Source organism: Paraglaciecola mesophila (assembly GCF_009906955.1).
Classification (GTDB): Bacteria; Pseudomonadota; Gammaproteobacteria; order Enterobacterales; family Alteromonadaceae; genus Paraglaciecola; species Paraglaciecola mesophila_A.
Map to the genome: position 1 here is coordinate 2,677,521 of NZ_CP047656.1, position 26,813 is coordinate 2,704,333.

Sequence of the window (26,813 nt, forward strand, 5' to 3'; positions counted from 1 at the left end):
TCAAATGCCAATTTGAGTATTTTTTCCACAATAAAACTGACTAAACTTAATGAAATAAATATTCCAGTAGCCCAAATAAAACTAGGTTTTCATAAAAATAGTAATGTTTCGGGGCATTTTTTTTAATCATGTCTTGCCCCCCGCCGGTAATGATCACGCAATACTCTTCATCTTGTTGCGCTATTTTCTGTTCTGCAGCAAAAATAAATCCATTTACAGCAGCAGCACACCCCATATTCACACAATCTACGGTTTGAACACCTAAGGTCAAATCCGTTGGAAACACATCATTTGCGAAAACTAATTCGGTATTTTTAATCAAGCTGTCGCGCATCAAGCTAAAACCTGGGGCAATCCACCCCCCTAAATGCTGATTATCCGAGACCAAATCGCAGGTATTTGCTGTACCCAAATCAATCACGCAGTATGTTTTTTTGGGGCTAAGGCGCCTGCCTGCCAAAATGGCTAGCCAGCGGTCAACGCCTAACGTCGAAAAATTGCGATATGCGCAGCACATGCCAAATGCACTGGCTTGGGTTTTAACATGCGTTAAAGGCACATCAAATTCATTGCACAATGTCTGCAACAGGGCAACCTGCTGCCCTTGCCCCACGGCAGCAGCGATAACTCGCTGGCTGGTTTTGATTTGCTCAGCAAGGATGCTCATATCTTTGCAGCGGGCAATGTCCAGCGGTTGCTCGAACACTTGCTCACTTATGCTTACCTGAGCATGTTTGATATAGCTATTGCCTACATCTAATAACAGCGCTTTAGTTTGCTCTGACACTGATCTCTCCACCGCTGTAGGCTTGGACACCATTTTCATGCGCTAATAACAGCGCGCCGGTGCTATCGATGCCCTTACATATACCCTGCACAGTTTTATTGCCGATAATTAAACGAATCGGTTTATCTTTAAATACGTTTTTCTCGCGCCAAGATTCGATAAACGGCTCAAGCCCAGATTGGCTGAACACCTGAGCACAATGGGTTAATTCATCTAACAAAAATGCACTTACTCGATTGCGGTCGAACTGTTCAGGGTCTAAGGTGGCTAAATCTATCCAGGGCTGATCTATTTGTTCGCTGCCTAAATCAAGCGCCATATTTAGCCCTACACCAATAATGCAGTCACAAGCACTGCCCATTTGGCCTTCAACTTCAATCAGTACGCCTGCCAACTTCTTACCTCGGGCGTATATATCGTTAGGCCACTTTAATTCTATATCTCGATAGCCGGCTTTCTCTAACGCGCGAGTAATAGCAACCCCCACTGCGAGACTCAAACCACCAATCGACTGATAGCCACCAGCAAACTGCCAATATTGCGACAAATACAAACTCGCACCATAAGGTGATACCCATGTACGCCCGCGCCTTCCCCGTCCTGCAGTTTGCGCTTCTGCCAAGCACATATCACCGTTATTCAAAGTACCAATACGATCTTTGAGATACTGATTGGTGGAGTCTATAACATTGAGTAATGTCAGTTGCTTACTATCAAAGCGGGCACAGTAGCCAGCGATTAATTCACTATCAAGTAATTGAATCGGCTCTGCGAGTCGATATCCTTTTCCGGTAACACTGAAAATATTAAGCCCTAGCTCGCCTAAGGCTTTTATATATTTAGATACAGCCGCTCTGGATATTCCTAACTGCTCACCTAATACTTCGCCTGAACAAAATTGCCCACTGGCAAGGGCTTGAACGATATGATTGCGATTGGTATCTGAGGTCTTACTTGTACTCTGCTTCATAAAACAACCTTCCCTTTGGCCCCAATAAGCTGCACTTCATGTTCTAAAACCACATTAAACTGCTCTTCTACTGCACTTTTGATGCGCCGAGCAAGCGTGAGAAGTTGCTCTCCCGTACCTTGTTCAGCATTCGTTAATACCAACGCCTGATTTGGGTGACAACGAATTCCCCCTTCAAATTGCCCTTTAAAGCCAAGTTGGTCAATCAACCATGCAGCCGGTATTTTTATCTCTCCCGTTTCTAAAGGGTAGGAGGGCACCTTGGGCCACTGCTTTTGCAGTGCAGCAAAGGCGGTAGCACTTATAATGGGGTTTTTAAAAAAGCTGCCCGCATTGCCTAGCATCCGAGGATCAGGCAATTTTGCTTGGCGCACGTCTACCACCTTGTTGAAGATGTCTTGTGCACTAGGGCTGTGTAGTGCGGCTAACTCACCATAGGTAACAACAGGCTGCCAGTCTTTCGGTATTGAAAACCTAACCCCAACAATGAGCGCCTTCTGCCAAAGTTCACCCTTGAAAATGCTGTCACGATAGCCGAACTGACAATCGTGACAGGCAATACGCTGCAATTGGTTACTGGCTAAATCAATGTATTGAACACTCTCAATAAAGCGCTCTACTTCAACGCCATAGGCGCCGATATTTTGAATGGGTGCAGCACCCACTGTACCTGGTATTAGCGCTAAGTTCTCAAGCCCTTTAATATCACGAGCAAGACACCAAACCACTAAATCATGCCAGCCCTCACCAGCGGCGACGTCAAGGGTAAAGGCGCGAGGACTTTCATTTACTGAGATCCCCTTTAAAGCGACTTCGACCACTGTGCCTTGATAATCAGCCACAAAAGCGGTGTTGCTTCCCTGCCCCAGTAAATAATATGGCTTATCACGGTACTGGGCGATAAAGTCGTGGGCATCCTGAACAGTTTTGATACTGACGATGTCAGTACAGTGCGCGGGTAATCCAAAAGTGTGAAGGTGTTGCAGAGATTTCAATATAACAACCGATTGGCAATTTTGCGTTATTCTAGCCAAGGGGAAGCGGAAAACAAAGACGTGATTCGCCTTCCTTCATCTATGCGCCTCAACCAAGCCCCATCGCACGCTTAACCCGAGTGACTATACTTTGTCTTTTATGCATACTAGAACGAAAATCTTTCACTCGATTAAATACCACACCTAATATTGGCAATTCGGCTTCGTGCACTCGCTGAAGCGCCAGTAATAAGTCTGCACTTTCGTTCTTCTCTACATCGCATACAATTATCACTCCATCAATAAACTTCCCCACCGCGATAGCATCACTCACTGTATTAATAGGGGGCGTCTCTATCAATACGCGTTCGTAGTAATTTCTCAGCTTATGCAAGAAAGCGGCAAAACGCGGTTTCGATATATACGCTAATGGATCTGTAGGGATCGGACCACTAGGCATCAGCATAAGGGGGCTACTGTGCACTGAGTGAATACATTGAGTAAAACTACTCTTTTTCCCTAAAAAACTGGTTAACCCCGGGAGCTTAGGATCAATATCAAACATAGGGCCAATTGCTGGTTGCCGTAGGTCGACATCTATTAATAAGGTTTTTTCCATTCTGCTGAATGAGTCTGCCAAACTGGTAGAGATTTCACTTTTCCCGTCCTGGTCGCCGATGCTTGTCACTGCAATCACAGCGTTTTTCCGCTGGTTATTTTTTACCAACACACCCGTTCGTAAAGAACGAATTGCCTCAAAATAGTGAAAGTTACGCTCCCCCTCAGATTGCATCGACAGAGCCAAGGGCTTATTTTTACGCCCTTTCTTGCGTTTTATTCTCGGTACCAAGCTCAAAATTGGCACGTCCACATTCGATAGTATGCTTTTGAAACGTGTATATTTATCGCTTATCAAATGCAAAATTAGCCAAAAGCCAAAACTAAATACACTAGAAAATATAATCGCGAGGGCAATCCCCATCACCACCCTAGGTTTAGCCGGAAAGGTTGGCTCCGACGCAGAATCAACTATTGCGAAATCGTTTCTATCATCTAGGTCTTTGAGAATTTCTGTTTCTTGTAAGCGAGATAAAAACATCTCATACAGATGCTGAGTCGATTCAATCTCTCTCTGCATACGAGATATTTGCATGGAGTGCTTACCCAAATTTGCATGGCGTACTTTGGTCTGTTGAATTTGTTCGATAATTTCCTGCTGACGCGTTTTGAGGGTCTGATTGTGACTGCGCAAGCCATTCACTAGCTGATTTATCAGCATGGTGAATTCGCTATCGATAGCCTCCAATCCAGCTTTGGCAGCAATATACTTAGGGTGCTTATGCAAGTAACGCTTTGCGATACCATCCATCAACAATTGCTGCTGACCGCGCCGAATGCGTAAATCACGTATCAGTGGATTGCTTTGAATAGCAGGTATCTGTAAGTAATCTTGCAAGCCGCCTGAGATGGTGGCAACTTGCAACATGCTACCGTTAGATTCAGCAACCGCGCGATCAAGTTGTATTTTCTGTTCAATTAACCCCGCAATTTCACTTTTGGCTAAATCCACCTGACTTGCCACGTCAACTAGCTCGTTGTTGCGCAAAAAGGCGAGCAACCGCTCCTCGGATTCACTAAGGCTGGTTTTAAGTTCGTTTAGCTGATTATTCAACCACTGAGATTTGGAATCCGCTTTTTGCCTGTTCATTAAAGCGTAATAGGCAAAAAACGCTGGGCCTATATGGTTTGCTATTTCCGCTGCGCTGCTGGGTGTTGAAGACTCCACCGTGATTTTAAGCATATCAGTGTTACTTAACTTGGTCACATTGAACCGTTTCAGCAGTTTGTCAGTCGCATAATCCTTTTCTGACACAAAGTGGCCTTCGCCCGATTGCTGGTATTCATGCAAATTGTACAAGGCTAAATCTTCTACCACTGTTTGCACGAATTGCCGAGAACGCATGAACTCTATGTAGGTATCTTGGCGAGAATCTTCGCCACTGGCGATAGAGGATAAGCTAGTAGGTAATGTGAGTCCGCTGTCTTTAGCGCTTAACAGCAGAATGCTGCTGGCTACGTACATTTTTGGCAGATGCAATATGTAATAGGCACCTAAAGATGCCATCAGCGCTGCGGTAATAATAATTCGATATTTCTTGCGCCAAAAAAACGTTAGGATATCGAAGATATCCAAAGACCGTTCTTGCTTGATGGTAAATTCTCGGTTGTTTTCCATGGTCAAAAAAGGCTTTCTTCAATCACAATGATGTCACCTGGATGGACCATTTGTTCTGCCCGAGCCGCAATACGTTTTTTTTCAGCCCCGCGGATAATGAACCAATTACTTTTAGAGGCACGTTCTTTTAAACCGCCTGCGACAGCGATAGCCTCATCAACACTCAGATCAAACTGAAAATCATAGGCTCCTACGTTTTTTACTGCCCCTTTAATGAAGAAAGGCCGAAAACGTTCTATCACCACATTCACATTTGGCTCAACAAGATAACCGTCTAAATAGGCGGCCTCGATCTCTGCTGCAAGTTGACCGGCTGTTTTATCAAGGGCATTGACTGCTTTGATAAGCGGCATACGAATATCACCGCTTTTATCAATCCGTACACGCTGATTGAGATCCGGCTCACCGTACACGTTAATTACAATGACATCCCCTGTCCCCATAAAAAACGTCATATCTTGCCCCTGTGAAACAGCACAAAACAGCAATGTGATTAACGGTAAAATACGGATTCGCAACACTTTATACCTTGGGAGCAAAATAATGAGCACATTCTATTTGTATCGACCACATACTACATTTCATTATGTTTAATGCGTCGCTGGGGCATAAGCTAAAGGAGCGCCAACCAATATCTCTTTGGCTTTTACTTCGTTATGCTGAGTTAACTCGAAATTCAGTTCATCCAGTAACATAACCACATCCTCAAACGGCAATTTGCTTTCATCGGCCCCCATAATTCTTGGGTGTTGAGTGGTGGTATCAGCGTCATCAATTAGCAGCTCTTCATACAGTTTTTCACCTGGGCGTAAACCAGAAAATTTAAGCTCAATATTGCCATCAGGTTGGGTTTCTGTTTTCAGCGTATGACCCATTAGATGCGCCATCTTTTGGGCTAAATCGACAATTTTTACGGGATCTCCCATATCCAGTACAAATACCTCCCCCTTTTTACCCATAGCGCCAGCTTGTATTACCAGCTGCGCCGCTTCAGGAATGGTCATGAAAAAACGAATAATATCTGGGTGGGTAACCGTTATGGGTCCGCCTGCTTGAATTTGGCGGGTAAAGAGCGGTACTACTGAGCCCGAGGAGCCCAGCACATTGCCAAATCGCACAATTGCAAATTGCGTGGTAGATTCAAGCTCAGCTATACCTTGCACGATTAACTCGGCGAAGCGTTTTGTTGCTCCCATTACATTTGTCGGGCGTACCGCTTTGTCTGTGGAAATCAGAACAAATTTTTCCACATCAAATTCGAGTGCCGCTAAGGCCACATTTGCGGTACCAAAAACGTTATTACGTAACCCGGCCAAAGGGTTCGATTCCACCATGGGTACGTGCTTATACGCAGCGGCATGATAAATAGTCTGGATGTTATGACTTTGAATAGCAGCGCGCAGTATTTCGTTGTCTTGAATACTAGCTAATATCGGGACAATTTTGATATCAGGGTAGAGCTTACTCAACTCTCCTTCTATTTGATAAAGATTAAGTTCTGATAGCTCAAACAGTACAAGAGACTCAGGGCATGATTTAGCTATTTGACGGCACAGCTCACTACCGATTGAACCACCAGCACCGGTTACCATCACGCGTTTACGACGAATGTTAGTATCCAGTAGTTCAGCAATAGGTGGGACAGGTTCACGGCCGAGCAACTCTTCTATTTTAATTTCGCTCAGTTCATCAATTTTTCGCTTACCAGATAAAATATCTTGAATATTAGGGATACTCAAAAGCTCAATAGCGAAGGGTTCAAGCTCAGATATCAGTTCTTTTCGACGCTCGTGAGACGAGTTATTTACCGCAAGCAGCATCTTGTTCACGCCGTACTTTTTGACTAACTCTGGTATATCTTCACGACAATATACTTGCAAGCCCATCACTTGCTTGCCCTGAAAAAGCTGTTTGTCGTCTACAAACGCAACCGGCAGCAGATCATTACCTGTACGTAAGGTTTGCGCGAGCGAACGGCCTGCTTGTGAAGCACCGAATATGATGCATTTTTCACGAATTTTATAATTTTGCGTTTGTACCGTGGTTTGTATTAATAAACGGGGGGCGACAACTAAAAACATCGCTAGGGTTAAATAAATAAACGGCACAGTGGTAGGCACAAATGCTTGAAAGGCATATCGCGCCGCAAACAAGTACAACGCAGATAAACTTAACGCAATAAAAATAAGATAAATTGCGCGTATATCAATGTAGCGAACAATGAGTTGATAATGGCCAAAAAAAGTCATCAAGCTAACCGCGAACACACAGTTTAGAAGAATAACCAGCCATTCGCTGGCAGCAAAATGCCACTCTTCAATCCCGATCCGCAACCAATAGGCCACTAAAATACTGACGAAAATCGCACTTATATCCCATCCCATCGACAACAAAAGTTTTGCTTGGGGACTAAAGGTAAATAATCGATCTAATTTCATGAGATTGTTGCCTGCAGCATGACACCTTTAAGCACTTCACATGTGTGAGAGATTTCATCTTCGCTTAAGGTAGGATGCACTAAAAACATCAAGGAGCGTTCGCCTAAACTCACTGCATTAGCTAAAGGAACGTCGGGACGAAAGCCAGAACCGTCAAACGCCTTTTCCATATAAACTTCAGAACAGGAACCTGAAAAACATGGCACATTACACTGGTTCACTGCCTCGATGATACGGTCGCGATCCCAATCGGGTTTCAATTTTTCAGGTTTAACGTACACATAGCATTTATAAAAAGCATGCTCAATGTAATCGGGTGTTTCAGGTACGAGCAAGGCGTTGGTCTCAATTGCGCTAGCAAAAATTTGCTGGGCATTGCGTTGCCGCTGCTTAACCCAAATAGGCATTTTTTTCAGTTGCTGTAGGCCTACTGCCCCTTGTATTTCAGTCATGCGCCAGTTGGTACCGAAACTTTCATGCAGCCAGCGAAAGCCGGGGGGATGATCTTTTTCGTATACCGCTTCCCACGATTTACCGTGATCCTTAAACGCCCATACCTTCTCCCAAAGGGATTGATTATTAGTCGTGACCATGCCACCTTCACCGGCGGTGGTCATGATCTTATCTTGGCAGAATGACCAGGCGGCAATATCGCCGATACTGCCCACAGGCTTCCCTTTATATCTTGCACCGTGAGCTTGAGCACAGTCTTCTACGATATACAGGTTGTGCTCATCCGCTAAGGATTGAATGTCATCCATCTCACAAGGCCATCCTGCAAGATGCACACAAAGTATGGCCTTAGTCTTCGGGCTGATTTTTTCACGGACTGTTTCAGCACTAATGTTCTGACTATCCAGCTCAATGTCGGCAAAAATGGGCACTAAGCCCGCCAAAACAATAGAAGAAATAGACGCTATAAAAGTACGCGAGGTCACAATGACTTCGCTCCCTTTTGGTATATCCAGCGCCTGCCAAGCTAAATCTAACGCAACTGTACCGTTTGCCACCGCGACTGCATACTCACAGTGAATGTACTGGGCAAATGCCTTTTCAAATTCTCGGCACTGTTGTCCGGTCCAATAGTTCACGCGGTTGGAGTCTAACACTGACAACACCGCTGCTTTTTCAGCTTCATCGTAATTTGGCCAGGGCGAAAACGGTCCATTTAACATTGAGTTACCTCACATCATCTAAGATGTTTAATTATTATTATTAACTTTTTTAGCTGGGCTGCCAGCCACTACCAGATGCGAAGCAATATTCGCCAGCACAGTAGAGCCTGCACCGACTACGCTATGGCGACCCACGGTACAACCTTGAATAATTGCGCTACCAATACCGATAAAACTTTGCTCCTCGACCGTAACATTGCCCGCCAGATGTGCTCCTGGAGCAATATGCACAAAGTCGCCTATCTCGCAGTCGTGATCCACGCTGGATGCGGTATTGATAATGGCACCTTGGCCTATTTTACTGGCGATATTGACCGTTGCATTCGCGCAAATAAGTGAACCAACGCCGACTTCACTATGTTTACTCACCTGCGCACTGGGATGGATTAACGTCGCAAACGAGCAATGTAGTGCGTGTAATTCTGCGCTCACCCGAGCGCGAATCGCATTATTTCCAATGGCAACGAAGAACAGTGTGTCGCTCGCAATATAATTTGCCACATCGTCAGCGTGGCCTATTACCTCCCAATGGGCATTGTGCTTTTGCTTAGGATAGGCTTGGTCTAAAAAGTGAATATTGCTAAAGCGACGGCTCGCTTGGGCACAGTCAGCCGCGACCTTCCCATGACCGCTGGCTCCGATAATGATTAATTTATTGATCATTTCTTTCTCCCTCAGCGTTGCCACTACCGGTAAACTTTCGCATGGTGACATGCCCTATCTGCTCTACATCAACACGTTGAATCACTTTAATTACCGTCATACATAAAATTTTAATATCTAACATGAGACTACGGTTATCCACATACCATACGTCTAGTTTGAATTTATCTTCCCAGGATAAATTATTGCGACCATTAACCTGCGCCCACCCTGTTATTCCAGGGCGTACTTCATGGCGACGCAGTTGTTGCGCATTGTACAAAGGTAAATACTCTACAAGCAGTGGCCTTGGCCCGACCAAACTCATATCACCGCGAAGTACATTAAATAACCCAGGCAATTCATCTAAACTGCTGCGACGTAAGAATTTGCCGAAAGAGGTGAGCCTAACGTCATCAGCTAACAACTGGCCATTTTCATCTGTTTCATTGGTCATGCTGCGAAATTTCATGATGTTAAACACGCGACCATGGCGCCCCGGTCGTGCTTGTTTAAAGAGTACGGGACCGCCCAGTAACACTCGTACAAACAACGCAGTGACTAAAATGATGGGCCACAATAGGAATAAAGCCATACACACCAATAGGATATCTAGCACGCGTTTACGCATTTCGGTTTCTCCGATCTAAGCGAGCCGTACGTTTTGTTTGTTGAGACATGACCTGTTGGTAAAAATCGGTTATTTGCTTAGCGTTATGCTGCACATTCATAATATTCGCAACGCGGATACTGGCGCTGGCAACCAATTTTTTTCGTTGCTGTGGCTGCTCAATCGCTTGTATTATTTTTTTCGCCAGCAGCTCAGGGGCCTGAGCCGGTGCCATATAGCCAGTGACACCATCTTCAACCAAATCAGGAAACCCACCAACATTAGAGGTTAATGTTGCCACTCCAGCATACATTGACTCCACGGCACCTCCAACATTCTCTGAATGAGAGGGGTGTACAGCCAAATCAAACTGAGGGTAGAGTGTGGGCACGTCATTTCTCAGGCCTAAAAAGACACAACAACCGGGAGCGTGCTGCTGTGCATACCCCTGAACTTGAGCAAAATAATTATCCGCTCCGGCCCACGGCCCTCCCACAAAGACGCATTTAACATTAGGATAGTGCCGACGCACAATTGCAATGGCGTCAATTAAATCCTCATGCCCTTTTAGCCCGCGCTTTTGCCCCAGGTAAGCTTTAGGCGCGTAGAAATACGCCACCATACCGATTAAAAAGGTGTCTTGTGGAAGGTCCAATTGTGCTCGCATGTTCTCGTCACTAGCTGGTTTAAATGAAAAGTCACCTTCATTTACCCCATAGTAAGCTAACCCAACTCGCTCAGCATTAATGCCAAAGGCTTGATAGGCGTTTTTTGTCCATAAACAGGAAGCCAACCAATAATCATCTCGATTGGCACTGGCCAATTCCGCTCGACGAAAGCCCCAATGTTCTAAATGTAATGGACCGGGAACATGAAAAATTCGTGGAATTTCGTGGCTGCGAAGCGCTAAACGCATGAGTAAGGTGGTTGCAACAAAGTGACTATGAATGATATCTGGTTTAATTTCATCGACTAAGCGACGCAGCTGTTTTGTCTTCGATATATTCTTCCAAGGCTGACTCAGCACAATGGAAGGGTCGAATATATGCACCACCACCCCAGCGGCTTTATAACGAGCAACCATAGGCCCATCAGGCAATGCAAGGTGTACTTCTACTCCTAGTTTAACCAATTCGGTGGTTTGGCGCAGCGCCCAACTGGCACCAATCGCTGTTTTCAATAAATGCAACACTCTTAACATGGGCTAGCCTCTAGGACGGCTTGATACATCATATCTCGTCTTATTTGTAACTGTTGGTTGTGATATTTTTGCGCAGTATCAAAGTTTCGCTTGGATTCAACAAGCCGCTCTTCGACTGACAACCCCGACACTAGAGTCACCCTTTGAATTAAGGCGTCCATATCATCGCGCGGCAAAATAAAACGAGGCTCCAGCAGCTCGTCTACCCCGCCTACATCCGTAGCAACGCAAATCAATGAACGCGCCATAGCTTCGATTAGTACCCTAGGCAAGCCTTCTTGGCGAGAAGAAAGGATGAACAAGTCGGCACTATCTAACACCTGGCGTATTTCTTCTCTGGATGCAACATTGCCTAAAAATGCCACCTTGGACGAAATACCAAGCCCTCTAGCGAAAGCCTTCATACTTGGCAACAGGCTACCGCCACCTATCCACGTTAATGAAACGTCTACCCCTTGAGCACTCAGCCTAGCGATGCCCTGTAACATAAAGTCACAGCCTTTATAGGGTTGAGCTAAATTACCCACGCAGACTATCCGTAGAGGCTCGTGAAATGAATACATTTGGCGCTTTGTATAATCTACATCAGTAAGCTGAATTGAAGAGTAATGAGTATGCATGGCGATTGGATTCGGTGGATAGCGCTTTTGTAGCTTGTGTTCTGTCACATAAGCAATCGAAATGGCTTGCTGGCATTGGTGTTTAAGCATAGTGCTAAATAGCGATTTAAAAACCACTCGCAAAGGGCTCTTACTGGCTCCTTTGGCGAAAACATCAGCAGGATCGCCTACCACTTCAGCTCCGAATTTAGCGTCCTTAGGTAATGCTAGCAGTTGGTAAATAGCGGCCAAAATGCCCGGAATACGAAAAATAACGCTACGTGATGCGTGCCTGCGTTTACGTAATACCGAATACAAGCCTGGCAGAGTTTTCACAAACCCAATTGGACCAATATAACTCGGTAACTCAACGAATCCTACTTGGTCACCGTCAACTCGATGCCACGCTGTTTCTGCCGTTTTGACCTTGGCGACCCTAGCCACGATATTAACCTGAGAAAAGACACGCAAATAACGTAACCAGAAAGCGTAAGGAAACATATTTTCCGTCCAATAGTATCCCTTTAGGCAACGATAAAAACGCTGTTCAATCACGATATCAACCTGCATCGCTAATTTACCCACTCTGGAGACATACGTGTTGTTTTGTCTTTTTTGAACGCGATGTACATGATGAAAGTCGAAATCAACATGCCCAGTACTATCTGCACCGGAACATGAATAAAGCTATTTCGCACAGTGACAAACATAGGCAGCAAGCCAACTCCTATATATAGGTTGTTTCGAATATTTGATGTAGATGAATCTAGCTTCGCCATTAAAGCGGCCAGCCCGAAAAACAGTAAGATAACGCCCTTTTCGCCAAAGTTTATGTACGCCTCTGCAATCGCAGAAAAACCAATTGGCCCAGCTTTATTCTGAACCACGATATTCAATAAGCGCCCATCTTCCTGCACATCTACTCGCTCTAATTGCGGTATGAATAATGCGAACTGGCGTTCAAACGGTGCCCAATAACTGCCTCCTAATAATAAATCAAAGTTTTCATGCTTCCGCCATGTCACAGTTTCTTGCACTGCCCGCAAACTGGAACCCATTTCGGCGACTGCATTTAATGGATTCACAGACAAATCACCAGAGTAGTCACCGGATACTCTGGCATTTTTTACGATACCGGTCAGGACCAAAAAGCCAATCACCCCAATGAGCAACAATGAACTTTTAATCGGTGCCCCTTTACGACCTAACATACAAGCAGCAACAGCACTTGGGAACATCACCTCTCCTCGCAGCCCCACTTTAAACGCAACCAATGCCCAAACGGCAAATAATGCAAAATACCAATAGCCGTATCCAGGTCGATAAACAACGCACAGCAAAACGAGCGAAATACCTATGAAGAAATATAAATAGGAAAATATTAGTGAATAAAGGGGAGAATGACTCATTACCTCCAAGTAGGCACCATACGAATTCAGCGCCCCTGTAATAATGGTCAACAAGAAGAATAGCCCAACAAAAAGAGCCAAAGATAAGCCACCGATATGGAACAGACGCTTTTGATATGCGCTGTTTTCTCTGGGGCCTTCAATACTGGCGCTTGGTTCTTTGGAAAAGCAAATAGCTCCTAAAGCAAAACCTATCATCGCCAAATTGACGATATGGATCGCATTATCGGTTTCAACACTGTAGTACCAGCGGCTAATCTGATAGAGCGTGTCCTTATCTGTGATGCCATTTAACGCACTGGCAAACACTAAGCCAACGTGAAAGACGCCTAGCACGGTCATAAAAATAAAACAGATAGACCACATTCCTCTGGGCAGACTGAAATATAAAATCGCTGATAGCGCCACCCAATGAATTGCAGTAATTGACTCGAGAACGTTACGAGGCGCTTCAAACACATTAAAGTAAGCAGCCAAAACCAGTATGCCGGTCAATGAAATAACCCATACACCAATGACTTTTTGCATCGCTGAGTTATTCACAGTAGATAGCATACAAGGCCTCTACATTTGCAGATAACTTAAAGTCACTGCATTCAAACTGTTTAACACGTTCAAGCTTGTTATCATCTCGTTTGAACTGCCTCACCAAATGCTCAGCCCATATAGTGTTCGTCTCGTTAAGCGGTAAAGCATTCACCACAGGCAACTGACGTGCTATTTCTCGCACTCCGGGTAAGTCGGACGCAACAACAGGCACTCCAACACTCGCCGCTTCGATAACTGCACCCGGTAAGCCTTCCCATAGTGACGGAAATAACATCACGTCGGCATGGCGTAGCCATAGCATGACATCTGACTTAAGGCCTAAAAATGAGACTTTGTCGGAAATTCCCACTTGAGCCAAATATTCAATCAACTGCGCTTTCGTTTCTGAATTTTCTAACCCTATTAGGATCATGTGGACGTGAGGGTGTATGCGCGTAACCTGATAAAAAATCTGCAATTGGCGCAAATGGTTTTTCTGCACGTCCATTCTAGCCACGTTAATAATGATTTTTTTACCTGAGTAATTGGGGATCAGCTCTTGCCAGAAATCCAATTGATGTGTTATTTGAGTAGTAGGAAAACCGTTGTATACCACTTTACATTTGGGCAGATTTCGCCAGTTAGCACCCATGAAACCCGCTAAAGCCCCCTCACAAACACCAATAATGGAAGTGGCATTGTGTCTAATAAGGAATCGCAATAGCCCGTTACGCATTGAACGAAGCCAAGAAGAACGGCCATCGCTGGTATTTCTGAAATGACACACTCGCTTTTTAATGCCTGCTAAACGTGCCATCAACAAGATAAAACCCGATACAAACGCCACATGTGAATGGACAACATCGTATTTTTCGCGACGTAACATAAGGAAAAACTGCCATACGAACCGCCATGACAACTTGATGTAATGAATGCTTCCGCCAAGTTCAGTAATGGTCTCATCCATTACACCTTGATTACCACTTAACACGCAAAAATCAAACTGCACCCTTCGCTCCGCCATTGCTGGCATTAGACTTATGGTTCTTAGTTCTGCTCCGCCTCGATTCATCGCGCCGAATATATGCAGGACCCTCATGCAGCAACCTTTTTCGTAACTGAAAAAGCCTTACTAACATGTGGGCGTATAGAGAGTGCAAACAGTAAACATTCGATTAAAGTCGCTAATAACATGGCATATGCTGCCCCGTATAAGCTAAATTCAGGGATCAGCAAGTAACAAGAAATCGCCATCACGAATAGGCCGATAGCATAGATTTTTGTTTGTACAGCAAAACTCTGTAAAGACGCCAATGCGGTACCTATAAAAATATATATATAGCGTACCCCGGCAGCCAACATTAAAACGATTAATACTCCGTGAAATTGCGCGATGTATGGAGTGTAAAAGAGCGTAAGAAAGAAACCGCCGAATAACCAAGCAATACCAACACCTAACAAACCAAGTAAAAAACCAATAATGCATAACCGCTTTACCAAATGGTTGAATGCGGTTTGCTCACGACGCTGATAATACATCGCTAATTTAGGCGTGATCACCTGAGATAAGCTGTTAACAATGATCCCACCGGCTACAAGAAAATAACTGATGGTTGCGAAGTACCCTGCACTTTCAACTCCCTCTTGCTGGCTTAAGAAAAAATTCGGAAGATAGACAAATAGTGAACTAATAACCAATGCACAGGCGACGGTAAAGTATTGTTTGTAAAGACCCAGTGCACGTGTAAATGCCGCAGAAGAAGTAAACTGGCTCACAGATAAAGCGTGACATTCATTCTCTTTACTTGAAATTTTCAACAGCCAAATATCAAATAAGCAAAACGCCAAGGCTGTTAACGCCCAACTTAACAATAAGTGACCAAACTCCCCACCAGTAACTGCAACCGAGGCAACCACCAACATGGTCATTAGCGAACGTCCCGCCATAAGCACGGCAATGCGGTTAAAGTACTGCAAACGGCGCTGGTAACTATGAGCAAATTCAGTAATGGAATCACACCAACGGTAGAGTATAACAACCGCTGCAACCTGCATTAATTCTGACCATTGGTAGTAAACAAAGGATATGCAGCCCAGTGTCACGATAGAGTTAGCTAACAAGCGAGCAGAAAAGTATTCATTGAGTGAGAACTGCCATTGCCTGTCCACCACGATCAAGGTACGTAGTTTAAAACTAGCAAATAAAAAAGCTGGGGAGATAAAGGATAACGCAAGCACGAACTGTCCGAGTTCAAGGCCCGAGTAAAATTTAGCGATGATAACGAACAGCAACCAATGACTTGCCGCTAATAAAACATTCGCTAATAGAGTATAAGCTGAGCTTTTCGCAACAGATGAATTCACGTTTTATTATTCTTATTATGTGAAACGTAGCGTTTACACTTGTATTTTTATTTATTGTAAGGCAATTGCGTTTAAATTCGCTTTAGCCTTTAGTCTAAGGAGGAGCAAAGATATTTAGTACCCTGTTGTTAAGAAGTTAGCAAGTAAAAATTTCAAGCAAAAAAAAGCCGCCTAAGATAAGGCGGCTAAATAATGTTAATTAACAAGAGGTTGGGAGCTTCCTGTTATATTTCCATTGGAATCGTTATCGATAACCTTAACCGCTTTTTGCAACGCTTCAATTAAAGTTTCGCTTTCAAAGTCTGCAAGCTGACCGCCATTGATCGCTAACAGAACATCTTTCACCGCTTGATTCGCACCACATATGTAGAGGAGCTTACCTGCCGCCTTGGTATCAGACGAGATAGTATCTACTGCCATCGCCGCCGACACGTCCATTGCTGGCACGCGGGAGAAGTCCAAAATAAGAACTTCTGAGCCTGGCTTCACTTGTTGCCTAACATGGTGACCTAGGTCAGCTGCAGCACCAAAACTTAAAGGACCCGCAAAGTTAAATACATTCACTTTACCATGTCCCTTTTCAAGCAATGCTTTCTCTTCAGGGTCGTTAGATAACTTAGGGATAGCGCGTAACTCTTCAATTTGTATTTGTGCAATTTGACGTACATACGCAAGTGCAGCCAAAACAACACCCACACCTACAGCAGTAATTAAATCAACAAAAACTGTTAAACCGAGCACCAATAACATGAGAGCGAAGTCCCAGCGAGGACCATTATGAGCACGCTTAATGTAACGCCAATCGATAATATCTAGTCCTACTTTAACCAGAATGCCTGCTAATACAGCGTGTGGAATGTTCGCTGCCAATGGGCTCAAACCCAAAACAACAGCAAGTAGAACTAACGCATGCACCATACCCGATATTTTGGTTTTACCACCCGAGCGAATGTTGACCACAGTACGCATAGTTGCACCAGCACCAGCGATACCTCCAATCAAACCTGCGACCGTGTTACCGATACCTTGACCGATTAATTCTCTGTTACTTTCATGACGCGTTCGAGTCATGTTGTCAGCGACGAGCGAGGTTAATAAGCTATCGATTGCGCCCAGTACAGCAAGAATAAATGCGGCTTCAAGAACCAACCAGAAGTGACTTTGTTCAAAAACAGGTAAGTGAAGGCTAGGCAAACCACTTGGTATTTCGCCCAATACAGGTACATTTGTCAATGCAAGACTAATCAAGGTACCAATGATCAATGCAGCTAAAGCACCAGGTACATATTTACCCAATTTCGCAGGCCATTTATAGGCGATAACCAAAGTTAACACCCCAAGTCCTAAGGTCATGAAATTGATATTCGCTATCGCGTGAGGCAGATAAGATAAAGCGCCTAACGTACCGCCAGGAGGCTCGTGACCAAGCAACCGACCAAGCTGCAAAATAATAATAATAGCGCCAATGCCTGTCATAAACCCAGATATTACTGGATATGGCACCAAGCGAATGTACTGGCCAACGCCAAGAAAGCCAAATAGGACTTGCAAAATACCGGCTAAAATAACAGCGGTAAATATTAGCTCAACATTGCCTGATAAACTGGCAAACAAGCCTGCTAAAACAACGATCATAGGGCCTGTTGGGCCAGATATCTGAGACGGGGTACCACCAAAAAGGGCAGCAAAAAAGCCCACTGCAATTGCGCCATATAAGCCAGCTAAAGGACCCACTCCAGACGCTACACCTAAAGCTAACGCTAGAGGTAGGGCAACTATACCGGCGGTAATACCGCCGGTTAAATCACCTCTTAAATTTGAAAAATCGAATTTCATTTATTTGAATATCCTGCTTTATAGGCCAAGAGCCGACTTAAATTCTGAATCGCTGGCATAACATTCTTGCATTGGCTTAAAGCTTTCACTTGACGGCTCGTAACACAAAACATCACCGGTTTCGATGTTATATACCCAACCATGGATCTGTACTTCTTTACACGCTAAACGTCCCGCAACAGAAGGGTGAGTTTTAAGGTGCTGAATTTGCAACAAAACATTCTCTTTCGTCACTTCTTCTAAATGCTCAGTACCGACACTACCGTGCTTGTGTTTAACCACTTCCGTGGCACCACGGCAATGACCTAGCCACTCTTTCACATGGGGTAATTCAGTCAATGCTTCTGGTGCGAGTGCTCCTTTCATAGCACCACAATCTGTATGGCCGCAAATAACTATGTGTGCGACACCCAGAGCCGCTACGGCAAATTCGATTGACGCAGTCATGCCGCCTGTTTGATTGCTGTGCGGTGGAACAACATTGCCTGCATTACGGCAAATAAATAAATCACCTGGCCCCGTTTGGGTCACCATGCTTGGATCAATACGTGAGTCAGAGCACGTAATAAATAAAACTTCTGGATTTTGACTCGTCGCTAGCTTTTGAAAGACTTCTTTATTTTTTGGAAAAACATCTCGTTGAAACTTTGCTACACCTGAAATCACATGATCCATGACATACTCCTAAAGTTAAAAAACGGTCTTACCCGTTGCCACGTTAAACTATACTCATGTTGCCTGATAGCTTTATAGAAAAATACACTGGTTCGTGATAGCCTATTACTATCAAGGACACATATAGAATTCCACTATGCCCCAGTCTCATATTCAGCCATCCCTAAAGCAATTAAAATACTTTGTCGCTGTTGCACACACACTTAATTTTAGACGAGCATCTTATCAATTGCACATCAGCCAACCGACATTAACAAATCAAATCATTAAACTAGAAGAAGGGCTAGGGCTGAAGTTGTTCGAAAGAACGCGAAACGGCACAATGCTATCGCCCGATGGTAGAGAGTTACTCAGCCATGCAGAACATCTACTCCAAACAATGACAGAGTTTCAAAATGTCGCCAGAGAGCTGGCTCAAGGACCAAAAACAACATTTAAATTGGGCATTCCCCCAACCCTAGGTCCTTATTTGTTGCCTTTTGTACTACCTCAATTGCATCAACTTTATGACAAACTCAAGTTTTATGTGCGTGAATCAGCCCCTAGTGAACTTCACGCTGGTTTATACAAGGGGGATTACGACTTGATAATATCCCCATTAGCGGGTTTACCAAATGACTTTATTGTAGAGCCATTGTTTACAGAACCTTTGAAATTGGTGCTATCAAGTGAACATCCCATGAGCAAAGATGTATTAATCGAGCCTAAGCACCTTAGAGGGCAAAGGATTTTGACACTGGAAGACAAACATCACTTTCATCACCAAGTATTGGATATTTGCAACGAATTAGGTGCAGAGCTACAACGCGATTACGAAGGCACCAGCCTTGATACATTAAGACAAATGGTGGTAATGGGCATGGGTGCAGCGTTTTTACCTGGTTTATACGTGCACTCTGAAATGCATGTGCCTGAATCACTGCATGTATGTGAAATAAAGAACAAACCTATATTAAGGCAACATGCTTTAGCATGGCGAAATACCTCTCCTTCGAGAGTATTTTTTAGAGAACTAGCGGACCGTTTTAGAAAAATCATTAAAGCGCGCTTAAGTCATGTAGTAGAGGTAAGCACTTCATAAAACACAAGAATATTGAGTGTTCAGTCATATTTGTATAGCTTAACGTCGAGCGACTACCACTCGAGAAAACTGCTGATCACTAAAGTCCACTTGATACCAAGCTTCTTCGTTGAGTACTGAAGCAATCAACACCTCAGACATTACCATCGAAGCCTGCACCTCAGGTGTCAGCGCTTTGAAATATGCTTCCTTCGCGCTCCATGTACGATAGAAAAACAATTCATCAGCCGCCTCCTCTAGCTGAATTAACTCATTCGCGTGCATAAACTGTTGGGCAAGTGCGTGTATGTTATCTCTAGGTTTAATCAATTCGACATCAATACCTATTGGTCTCTTTGCCAATACGAAATAAATATTGCTGTCGCTATGAGAAAGACTAAAAAATACTGGAGTGGGAAGGTTTTTAACACTCGGCGGCGCATTTGAACACTCAGTGAGTATCCAATAGTCCACGGGATACGAAAACACTTGAGACAATGCATAACGAATAAGCGCTCTGCTTAAAATATATTCTCGTTTTCTTCTGGGATTGGTTATGCCCCTCAGCCGAAATACTTCTGATTCTCCGAGTAAACAAAGTCCTTCTGACTCCTGGGCATATGAATCACTTCCAACCTTAGTTTGCCAAAGTTGGAAGTTTTCAAAGCGCCGATATTTAATCGGCAAGTGTCACCACTTCACCTATAAGCGCAACGCCGGCGATAAACGTTCCAGTATGGCACTCATATTGTGTTTCACTAACAATGGTATTTTTCTTATAGTAACTCGCAATATTAATCACTGCATTACCGCCTTCCTTACGTGCACGCTCTTGTAAGGTCAACAATGCTGATAATAAAACCCATTCACATGCCTCAACGTCGGTTTTATTAAATGCGTTCGTTTTCTTGTTTGTCGGGAAACTACCAAAACTTTTGAGCACAGAGCCATGACTTTGCTCACCGAAATAAAGTCCAATGTTCGGATCCAAGCGATTTTTGTACACATCAGATTGCATAGCATCCTGAATAAGTGACATATGTTTTACGTCTTTTGAGAAAACCGGCGAAGCTGAAAATAAAAGTACGAGTGCGGCAATAGCTGTTGTAAATTTCATTTGAATACTAATTCCTTTTCTATTTCAGTAGTTTGAGTACCTTAATATTGTGCACTTATTTACAGCTGATTTATAGCTACGCCCGCAATTGAAAAAATAAAAAATTCGCTCATTCATCAATAACAGATCGGAGCTGATAATATTATCTACCTTTATTGCAATAATAAGTAACTGACGTAAAATGCAGACGCATTTTAATATTTAGCGGTTATTATCGTAGCGGAGTAGTTTTGGTAGCATTCAAGTTGGAGGCATGGACTGCAGTAGCACCGTCCCTTGAAAGCAAATCTGATTGGCAGAACTGGGTTTCTGGGCCATCTGCTATGTCAGACGACAAACTTAATGTGAATCTGAAACATATCCCCATGATGCTACGCCGACGATTTAATCCGTTGGGTAAAGCGGCGATGGGTGCAATTGGTCAGCTCAATTTAGAAAACCTCAATATACCCTGTGTTTTTGCGTCGCAACATGGCGACACAAACCTGACACTCTCACTACTTGAAGGTATCGGCAGACAAGAAGATATGTCGCCAACCGGATTTAGTTTGGCTGTGCACAACGCTATCAGCGGTTTGTACACCATTGCAACGAAAAATGAATCCTCGGTTACGGCTATATCAGCCATGCAAGGCCATATTGCCAGTGCACTGTTTGAAACCCTAAGTCAATTGCAAACCGCTAAGCGTGTGTTGTGCGTAATTTATGATACTCAATTGCCCGAGCTTTATCGCCCTTATAGTCAATCGACAGATTTCCCATACGCAATTGCCATTGTATTTAGTCGTGAGCACGGTGAATCGCTTGCTTTCGAATACTCCCCTTCTTTAGATAGCGCAGCCAATAACACCTCCTATGAATCAGAGTTAAGAGCCTTTATTTCCTTTTTACTCAATGACTCCAACCTATTTTCCTGTCGCAACAATGGCGCTGCGTGGACCTTAGAAAGGCAGACAGATCGTGTTCGCTAGACTAGCATTCGCCTGGCGCTGGTTTGCTACCGCATTTAGTTTCTTTGTCTTTGGCGTAGGCGGAATACTCATTCCTATTATTGTCGTGCCCATTTTAGCTTGCATGCCAGGCAATGCGTTAACCAGAGAAGCTCGAGGGCAGAAATTCATTCACTTCTCGTTTGCTACTTTCATTAAATTGATGCGCGTTATGGGCGTGTTGACCTATGAAGTGCATGGCATGAAGCAGCTTAAAGAAGCGAAATTAGTGCTAGCCAATCACCCTACATTATTGGATGTTGTCTTTCTTATTGCGCTTATACCTAACGCTAACTGTGTGGTAAAAGGAGCCCTTATCAGAAACCCGTTTATGCGCGGGGCGATCAGCGCTGCAGGCTACACCATTAATAACGGCCCAGCTGATGAAGTGATAGTGGAAGCGCAAAAAGTATTTCACAAAGGCCAAGTGATGATAGTGTTTCCAGAAGGCACGCGCAGTATTCCGGGTCAGCCCCATAAATTAAAAAGAGGAGCGGCGAATATAGCCGTTCGAGCAGATGTCGATATTACGCCTGTCATCATCAACTGCGAGCCAATATCATTGACCAAGCAGCATAAATGGTACCATATTCCTGCCCGCAAGATGCATTTTACAATCACTGCTAATTCAAAAATAGACATACAGAACTTTACACAAGAAACGAGCAGCATTATAGGTGCGCGAACATTAACTGAGTATTTAACTAGGTACTTTCATACTGAGGTCGGGATAAGTGACAGCGTTACAAAATGAATTAAAAGAAATGATTATCGAGTGTCTTGATTTAGAAGATATTGACGCCGATGAAATTGACAACGAAGCACCACTATTTGTGGATGGCTTAGGTTTAGACTCTATTGATGCTCTAGAGATCGGTTTAGCGCTACAAAAGCAATATGGCATTAAGCTTGATTCAAACTCAGAAGAAACAAGAGCTCATTTTGCCAATGTAAATGCATTAACTAAGTTAGTGCAAAACCATAGAACTATATAAAGTAAGTATTTAATTATGAACAAAACGGACGAAACATTTCAAAAAGTTGTCAACCTTTTTGAAGAGCTATTTGAAATAGACCCAGCAACTATCAAGCCTGAATCTAATTTATATGAAGATTTGGATATAGACAGTATTGATGCGGTTGATTTGGTCGTAGAACTCAGAAAAATGACTGGGATAAAGATTAAGCCCGAAGATTTCAAAACCGTAAGAACCGTCAACGATGTAGTCGTTCAGGTGGACAATTTGCTCGCTGAATAAGCATGAAAAAATTTTTTACACTGCTCGTCATTCTGTTGAGTATTTGTTACCCATTCATTGTTTATTGGGGATTACAGCGGTTTGAAGCCAAATGGATTCTGCCTCTAGTATTGATAATTTTGTCGTTACGCTGGCTTTCCAAGAAACAAGAATCTGAACGAAAATTGGTGATTTTCAGTGTATTAAGTTTGCTTGTTATCATCATGCTTGCCGACCAGCAGACAGGCCTTAAATTTTACCCTGTAGTGATGAATGTCGGCTTCTTTGCTCTATTCGCCGGTAGCTTGTTGACAAACGAAAGCCTTGTGGAAAAGTTAGCAAGACTAAAAGAACCCGAACTACCTCAAAGTGCTATTCGATACACGCGAAAAGTTACTTTAGCTTGGAGCGTATTTTTTATCATCAATGGTACAATTGCCTGTCTGACCGCCTTGTTCGCAACCGATGAAATATGGGTGCTTTACAATGGTCTAATTGCTTACGTGCTGATGGGGATGTTAGCGACTGGCGAATGGTTAATTAGATTAAGAGTAAGAAAAGCCTAGAATGTCATCTCCTTTATCTTTGTCAAACTGGATGGTTTCCCAACCTGACTGTATTGTTGCCGTTAGCCGCACCGAAGCGCTAACATCGGGCATGTTTGTGGCTAAAGTAAGCAGTTGGCGGCGCACTTTGTCTCAACATGCAGGGCGACGCTGGGTCGTGTATCACTCTAACCCTTATGAATTCTTAGCTATTATTTATGCCTTATGGTATGAACAAAAGCTTCCCTGCATTCCTGGAGACGATAGACCCGCGACCCTAAAGCGCTTAAGTCATCAAGTAGATGGCTTTATTGGTGAATTGTCCAATGCCATTCAACCCGTAGATAAGTGTCCATTTGCAACTGAGCGCCTTTATAATTGGCAAGCATTATCTCCTCAGCAAATAGCGGTTGAATTGTATACCTCAGGCTCTAGCGGTACACCGAAGGCGATTATTAAAACACTGGCGCAATTAGACAATGAAATACTGAGCTTACAGTCACAATGGCCGGCACAAGTAGGTGCTGTCGTCCTGTCGACCGTTAGTCACCAGCATCTGTACGGATTAATATTCCGTTTGCTGCGCCCGTTTTGTGCTGGGCAGCCAATCTATTGTGACATCAGCGAATACACGGAAGACGTATACAATGTAGCGAGTACGTTAGATAGTTTTGTACTCGTGTCAAGCCCATCTCATATTAGTCGCATCAACACTCTGCTCGATTGGAAATTAATCGCTAAGCAATGCGTTAATATATTTTCAGCTGCAGCCCCTCTTGAAAAAGCTGATGCCGTTCGCTTAAGCGGCTTGCTGAATGCGCCGTTATGGGAAATTTACGGCAGTTCAGAAACAGGTGTGATTGCATGGCGCAATCAATCTAAAGACACGCATAGCGACCTATGGCAATTATTGCCCAGCGTAACCTTCACCTATGCTGAGAATGAGCAGGTTCAGGTGACTTCTTCTTTTACTGAGGAAGGAGCCCTGACCATGCTAAATGATCACATCGACTTCCACTCCCAAGGGCGATTTGCGTTAAAAGGGCGCTTGGATACTATTGTGAAAATAGAAGGAAAGCGGGTTTCACTTACCGCAATAGAAACCTTACTAATGGCACATACATGGATAAAAGCCTGCAAAGCCCTAGTTGTAACGCGAAAGCGTAGCGAAATAGCCATCGTTCTTGCGTTTAATACACAAGGTGAGCAAGCTCTAATGCTGCAGGGAAGAAAATCTATTATTAATGGCTTACGTGAATTTCTGTCACCAGATCTTGAAAGCATCGTTATGCCAAGGCGTTGGCGATTTGTTGATGCGCTGCCCTACAACCCGCAAGGTAAGTTACCACTAGCATCGCTTGAGAAAATTGTGGATAAGGCCCCTGTATTGAAATGGCCCATCGTTAAGTCTCTTGAGAGGGTTGAGAATACCTTAACGATACAATGCCATATACCGCCTGAAATTCGATACTTTAACGGTCATTTTGATAACACACCTATTTTGCCGGGTGTTGTTCAAGTGCATTGGGCGCATAAGTTAGCTAAGGCTCATTTTGCAGAGTTAAATCACTTTTACCGTTTAGAAGTCATTAAATTTTCTCAGGTTATCCAACCCAATGAAAACGTAGAAATACAATTAACATTCAACTCACTTAAGCAGCAGGTGACATTTTCTTTTCAGTCAGAAAAAGGCATTCACTCCAGCGGGCGAATTTGTTTTGAGTAGTGCTATTTTTAACCCTGCGATCCTAATCCCCGTATTCAACCACGAACACGCAATTCAGGACACCTTGGAAGAAGTTCTGAAATATGGCTTTCCTGTATTGCTAGTGGACGATGGTAGCGATGCGTCATGCGCTGAGGTGCTTCAAGCATTAACCCAAAAAAATGCTGACAGCGTGACTTTGTTAAGGCTACCGAACAATGGTGGTAAAGGAGCCGCAGTAAAAGCAGGATTGAGAAAGTTGTTCACAATGGGTATGAGCCATGGTTTACAAGTGGATGCAGATGGACAACACAACTTGGCTGACATACCCAAATTTATTAAGAAAGGAAAAGCACAACCTAGAGCACTGATTGCAGGACACCCGCAATACGATGACACCATCTCTAATGGTCGCCTTTATGGACGCTATTTGACCCACATCTGGGTGTGGATCAATACGCTCTCTTTTGCCATTAAAGACAGCATGTGCGGTTTTCGGCTTTATCCTGTGCCTGACATGGTGTCCTTATTGGAAGCCGAATCCTGTGGCGATCGAATGGATTTTGATCCTGAAGTCATTGTTCGTTGGCATTGGCGCAATGGGAAAATCATTAATATTCATACTAAGGTAAATTACCCAACTGACGGTGTTTCTCATTTTAAGCTACTTCATGACAATGTATTGATTAGCTGGATGCACACACGGTTATTCTTCGGCATGTTAGTGCGCCTTCCTCGTTTGCTGTGGCAGAAGTTCTAAATGAATCATGAACAACCACATTGGAGTAAGATCCAAGAAAACAGCACGGTGTTTGGTATCAAAACACTGCTGTTTATTTACCAAGTTTTCGGCAGAGCCGTATTTAACGTTATCCTATTTCCTGTGATGGCCTACTACTATGTCAGCAACAGGTCTGCTCGTGAGGCTTCAAAACAATATTTATCTTATATAGCGCCTTTTTTGGCTAACGAGAAACCATTAAGTTCGTTCCAACATTTCCTTCAATTTGGCGATATGTTACTTGATAAGTTGTTGGTTTGGATGGGGAAGATTGATTTATCCAGTATTGAGTTTAAAACTCCTTCAGTGGTAGAAAACATCAGCACTTCAAAACGTGGGGCACTGATCCTTGTTTCCCATTTAGGCAATATTGAAGTGTGTAATGCACTGCGCCAAAGACTTGCTGAAGTGAAACTAACAATTTTGGTCAATACAGAGCATGCTCAAAAGTTCAACTCTCTGATGAGTCAACTTGGCAGCAATACCCATGCAGAGCTTGTGCAAGTAAGTGAGCTATCGCCCGCAACAGCTATGATGCTGTCAGAACGTATTGATAACGGGGAATTAGTTGTCATTGCAGGTGATAGAACACCAGAACAAGCCGCACGAGTTTCAAATGTTTCATTTTTAGGCCACAACGCGCCATTGCCCCAAGGGGCGTTTATTCTCGCCAGTTTATTAAAGTGTCCTGTGTATCTATTGTTTTGCCTTAAACAGCAGAAAAAATACGAGATACATGTAGAGCTGTTCTCAGAGCGCTTAAAGTTTTCTCGTAAAACACGCCAGCAAGAATTGGATATTTTCGTCCAAAAATACGCGCAGCGGTTAGAGCATTACTGCATTAAAGCCCCTTTACAGTGGTATAACTTTTTCTCTTTTTGGCATAAAAGTACAGATAGCACAGCAACCAAAGAGACAAAAACGTAACGCGTTA

The 26,813-nt window shown here is 43.7% G+C and carries 27 protein-coding genes; 9 read left to right on the plus strand and 18 right to left on the minus strand.

What is annotated here, in order from left to right; genetic code table 11:
* Window positions 1–46: 46 nt before the first annotated feature.
* The 16 genes from FX988_RS11415 to FX988_RS11490 all read right to left on the minus strand — a co-directional run bounded on the left by FX988_RS11415 (window position 47) and on the right by FX988_RS11490 (window position 18,444).
* Complete coding sequence (locus FX988_RS11415) at window positions 47–787, minus strand: type III pantothenate kinase (RefSeq protein ID WP_160179944.1); 741 nt, start codon at window positions 785–787, stop codon at window positions 47–49.
* Window positions 771–1,757 (minus strand): bifunctional biotin--[acetyl-CoA-carboxylase] ligase/biotin operon repressor BirA, encoded by a 987-nt coding sequence (gene birA, locus FX988_RS11420; protein ID WP_160179945.1) that lies wholly within the window; start codon window positions 1,755–1,757, stop codon window positions 771–773. Before birA ends, FX988_RS11415 begins: the two co-directional genes overlap by 17 nt.
* Window positions 1,754–2,752 (minus strand): UDP-N-acetylmuramate dehydrogenase, encoded by a 999-nt coding sequence (gene murB / locus FX988_RS11425; RefSeq protein ID WP_160179947.1) that lies wholly within the window; start codon window positions 2,750–2,752, stop codon window positions 1,754–1,756. Before murB ends, birA begins: the two co-directional genes overlap by 4 nt.
* Window positions 2,753–2,840: 88 nt before the next feature.
* The gene (locus FX988_RS11430; protein WP_160179948.1) at window positions 2,841–4,967 is read right to left on the minus strand and encodes a GumC family protein; all 2,127 of its coding nucleotides are present in this window, start codon (window positions 4,965–4,967) and stop codon (window positions 2,841–2,843) included.
* 2 nt (window positions 4,968–4,969) lie between these two features.
* Window positions 4,970–5,488, minus strand: a complete 519-nt coding sequence (locus tag FX988_RS11435) for a polysaccharide biosynthesis/export family protein (protein WP_160179950.1) — start codon at window positions 5,486–5,488, stop codon at window positions 4,970–4,972.
* Window positions 5,489–5,557: 69 nt separating this feature from the next.
* The gene (locus FX988_RS11440) at window positions 5,558–7,405 is read right to left on the minus strand and encodes a polysaccharide biosynthesis protein (RefSeq protein WP_160179952.1); all 1,848 of its coding nucleotides are present in this window, start codon (window positions 7,403–7,405) and stop codon (window positions 5,558–5,560) included.
* Window positions 7,402–8,580, minus strand: coding sequence for a DegT/DnrJ/EryC1/StrS family aminotransferase (locus tag FX988_RS11445; protein WP_160179954.1), 1,179 nt, complete (start codon window positions 8,578–8,580; stop codon window positions 7,402–7,404). The genes FX988_RS11440 and FX988_RS11445 overlap by 4 nt, the downstream gene beginning before the upstream one ends.
* A gap of 27 nt (window positions 8,581–8,607) precedes the next feature.
* Window positions 8,608–9,243, minus strand: a complete 636-nt coding sequence (locus FX988_RS11450; protein ID WP_160179956.1) for an acetyltransferase — start codon at window positions 9,241–9,243, stop codon at window positions 8,608–8,610.
* A complete protein-coding gene (locus tag FX988_RS11455) occupies window positions 9,233–9,853 on the minus strand; it encodes a sugar transferase (protein ID WP_160179958.1) in 621 nt (206 codons plus the stop codon). The genes FX988_RS11450 and FX988_RS11455 overlap by 11 nt, the downstream gene beginning before the upstream one ends.
* The gene (locus FX988_RS11460) at window positions 9,846–11,033 is read right to left on the minus strand and encodes a glycosyltransferase (RefSeq protein ID WP_160179959.1); all 1,188 of its coding nucleotides are present in this window, start codon (window positions 11,031–11,033) and stop codon (window positions 9,846–9,848) included. Before FX988_RS11460 ends, FX988_RS11455 begins: the two co-directional genes overlap by 8 nt.
* A complete protein-coding gene (locus FX988_RS11465) occupies window positions 11,027–12,202 on the minus strand; it encodes a glycosyltransferase (protein WP_160179961.1) in 1,176 nt (391 codons plus the stop codon). Before FX988_RS11465 ends, FX988_RS11460 begins: the two co-directional genes overlap by 7 nt.
* Window positions 12,203–12,204: 2 nt before the next feature.
* Entirely contained in the window at window positions 12,205–13,596 is a 1,392-nt protein-coding gene (wzy, locus tag FX988_RS11470; RefSeq protein ID WP_160179963.1) for an O-antigen polysaccharide polymerase Wzy, read from the minus strand.
* Window positions 13,577–14,578 (minus strand): glycosyltransferase, encoded by a 1,002-nt coding sequence (locus FX988_RS11475; RefSeq protein WP_254700601.1) that lies wholly within the window; start codon window positions 14,576–14,578, stop codon window positions 13,577–13,579. Before FX988_RS11475 ends, wzy begins: the two co-directional genes overlap by 20 nt.
* A gap of 86 nt (window positions 14,579–14,664) precedes the next feature.
* Window positions 14,665–15,933, minus strand: coding sequence for a lipopolysaccharide biosynthesis protein (locus tag FX988_RS11480; RefSeq protein ID WP_160179967.1), 1,269 nt, complete (start codon window positions 15,931–15,933; stop codon window positions 14,665–14,667).
* 195 nt (window positions 15,934–16,128) lie between these two features.
* Window positions 16,129–17,769, minus strand: coding sequence for a SulP family inorganic anion transporter (locus FX988_RS11485; protein WP_160179968.1), 1,641 nt, complete (start codon window positions 17,767–17,769; stop codon window positions 16,129–16,131).
* Window positions 17,770–17,787: 18 nt separating this feature from the next.
* Complete coding sequence (locus tag FX988_RS11490) at window positions 17,788–18,444, minus strand: carbonic anhydrase (RefSeq protein ID WP_160179970.1); 657 nt, start codon at window positions 18,442–18,444, stop codon at window positions 17,788–17,790.
* A gap of 136 nt (window positions 18,445–18,580) precedes the next feature.
* Between FX988_RS11490 and FX988_RS11495 the strand changes: the two genes are divergently transcribed.
* Window positions 18,581–19,525 (plus strand): hydrogen peroxide-inducible genes activator, encoded by a 945-nt coding sequence (locus FX988_RS11495; RefSeq protein ID WP_160179972.1) that lies wholly within the window; start codon window positions 18,581–18,583, stop codon window positions 19,523–19,525.
* A gap of 39 nt (window positions 19,526–19,564) precedes the next feature.
* Here FX988_RS11495 and FX988_RS11500 read toward each other — a convergent pair whose 3' ends face one another.
* Window positions 19,565–20,191 (minus strand): 4'-phosphopantetheinyl transferase family protein, encoded by a 627-nt coding sequence (locus FX988_RS11500; RefSeq protein WP_160179973.1) that lies wholly within the window; start codon window positions 20,189–20,191, stop codon window positions 19,565–19,567.
* Complete coding sequence (locus tag FX988_RS11505) at window positions 20,181–20,621, minus strand: excinuclease ATPase subunit (RefSeq protein WP_160179975.1); 441 nt, start codon at window positions 20,619–20,621, stop codon at window positions 20,181–20,183. The genes FX988_RS11500 and FX988_RS11505 overlap by 11 nt, the downstream gene beginning before the upstream one ends.
* Window positions 20,622–20,851: 230 nt before the next feature.
* Between FX988_RS11505 and FX988_RS11510 the strand changes: the two genes are divergently transcribed.
* Genes FX988_RS11510 through FX988_RS11545 form a run of 8 tightly spaced genes read left to right on the plus strand, consistent with a single transcriptional unit; the run spans window position 20,852 to window position 26,806 of the window.
* The gene (locus FX988_RS11510; RefSeq protein ID WP_160179977.1) at window positions 20,852–21,592 is read left to right on the plus strand and encodes a beta-ketoacyl synthase chain length factor; all 741 of its coding nucleotides are present in this window, start codon (window positions 20,852–20,854) and stop codon (window positions 21,590–21,592) included.
* Complete coding sequence (locus FX988_RS11515; protein ID WP_160179979.1) at window positions 21,582–22,364, plus strand: lysophospholipid acyltransferase family protein; 783 nt, start codon at window positions 21,582–21,584, stop codon at window positions 22,362–22,364. The genes FX988_RS11510 and FX988_RS11515 overlap by 11 nt, the downstream gene beginning before the upstream one ends.
* 10 nt (window positions 22,365–22,374) lie before the next feature.
* Window positions 22,375–22,605, plus strand: a complete 231-nt coding sequence (locus FX988_RS11520) for a phosphopantetheine-binding protein (RefSeq protein ID WP_233076244.1) — start codon at window positions 22,375–22,377, stop codon at window positions 22,603–22,605.
* 15 nt (window positions 22,606–22,620) lie between these two features.
* Window positions 22,621–22,869 (plus strand): acyl carrier protein, encoded by a 249-nt coding sequence (locus tag FX988_RS11525; RefSeq protein WP_160179983.1) that lies wholly within the window; start codon window positions 22,621–22,623, stop codon window positions 22,867–22,869.
* Window positions 22,870–22,871: 2 nt separating this feature from the next.
* The gene (locus FX988_RS11530; protein WP_160179985.1) at window positions 22,872–23,414 is read left to right on the plus strand and encodes a hypothetical protein; all 543 of its coding nucleotides are present in this window, start codon (window positions 22,872–22,874) and stop codon (window positions 23,412–23,414) included.
* 1 nt (window position 23,415) lies between these two features.
* Complete coding sequence (locus FX988_RS11535) at window positions 23,416–25,119, plus strand: AMP-binding protein (RefSeq protein ID WP_160179987.1); 1,704 nt, start codon at window positions 23,416–23,418, stop codon at window positions 25,117–25,119.
* Window positions 25,112–25,858 carry a glycosyltransferase family 2 protein gene (locus FX988_RS11540; RefSeq protein WP_201751586.1) on the plus strand — a complete coding sequence of 249 codons (747 nt, stop codon included), beginning with the start codon at window positions 25,112–25,114 and terminating at the stop codon, window positions 25,856–25,858. The genes FX988_RS11535 and FX988_RS11540 overlap by 8 nt, the downstream gene beginning before the upstream one ends.
* Window positions 25,859–26,806, plus strand: a complete 948-nt coding sequence (locus tag FX988_RS11545) for a lipid A biosynthesis acyltransferase (RefSeq protein WP_254700602.1) — start codon at window positions 25,859–25,861, stop codon at window positions 26,804–26,806.
* The last annotated feature ends 7 nt before the right edge of the window (window positions 26,807–26,813 follow it).

Excerpts from the sequence above, each read along its gene's own strand:
- FX988_RS11430 (WP_160179948.1), bottom strand. The coding sequence starts at position 4,967 with ATGGAAAACAACCGAGAATTTACCATCAAGCAAGAACGGTCTTTGGAT.
- wzy (WP_160179963.1), bottom strand. The coding sequence starts at position 13,596 with ATGCTATCTACTGTGAATAACTCAGCGATGCAAAAAGTCATTGGTGTA.
- FX988_RS11440 (WP_160179952.1), bottom strand. The coding sequence starts at position 7,405 with ATGAAATTAGATCGATTATTTACCTTTAGTCCCCAAGCAAAACTTTTG.
- FX988_RS11465 (WP_160179961.1), bottom strand. The coding sequence starts at position 12,202 with ATGCAGGTTGATATCGTGATTGAACAGCGTTTTTATCGTTGCCTAAAG.
- FX988_RS11455 (WP_160179958.1), bottom strand. The coding sequence starts at position 9,853 with ATGCGTAAACGCGTGCTAGATATCCTATTGGTGTGTATGGCTTTATTC.
- FX988_RS11520 (WP_233076244.1), top strand. The coding sequence starts at position 22,375 with ATGATTATCGAGTGTCTTGATTTAGAAGATATTGACGCCGATGAAATT.
- FX988_RS11450 (WP_160179956.1), bottom strand. The coding sequence starts at position 9,243 with ATGATCAATAAATTAATCATTATCGGAGCCAGCGGTCATGGGAAGGTC.
- FX988_RS11490 (WP_160179970.1), bottom strand. The coding sequence starts at position 18,444 with ATGGATCATGTGATTTCAGGTGTAGCAAAGTTTCAACGAGATGTTTTT.
- FX988_RS11535 (WP_160179987.1), top strand. The coding sequence starts at position 23,416 with ATGTCATCTCCTTTATCTTTGTCAAACTGGATGGTTTCCCAACCTGAC.
- FX988_RS11460 (WP_160179959.1), bottom strand. The coding sequence starts at position 11,033 with ATGTTAAGAGTGTTGCATTTATTGAAAACAGCGATTGGTGCCAGTTGG.
- FX988_RS11525 (WP_160179983.1), top strand. The coding sequence starts at position 22,621 with ATGAACAAAACGGACGAAACATTTCAAAAAGTTGTCAACCTTTTTGAA.
- FX988_RS11495 (WP_160179972.1), top strand. The coding sequence starts at position 18,581 with ATGCCCCAGTCTCATATTCAGCCATCCCTAAAGCAATTAAAATACTTT.
- FX988_RS11445 (WP_160179954.1), bottom strand. The coding sequence starts at position 8,580 with ATGTTAAATGGACCGTTTTCGCCCTGGCCAAATTACGATGAAGCTGAA.
- FX988_RS11505 (WP_160179975.1), bottom strand. The coding sequence starts at position 20,621 with ATGAAATTTACAACAGCTATTGCCGCACTCGTACTTTTATTTTCAGCT.
- FX988_RS11485 (WP_160179968.1), bottom strand. The coding sequence starts at position 17,769 with ATGAAATTCGATTTTTCAAATTTAAGAGGTGATTTAACCGGCGGTATT.
- FX988_RS11545 (WP_254700602.1), top strand. The coding sequence starts at position 25,859 with ATGAATCATGAACAACCACATTGGAGTAAGATCCAAGAAAACAGCACG.
- FX988_RS11530 (WP_160179985.1), top strand. The coding sequence starts at position 22,872 with ATGAAAAAATTTTTTACACTGCTCGTCATTCTGTTGAGTATTTGTTAC.
- birA (WP_160179945.1), bottom strand. The coding sequence starts at position 1,757 with ATGAAGCAGAGTACAAGTAAGACCTCAGATACCAATCGCAATCATATC.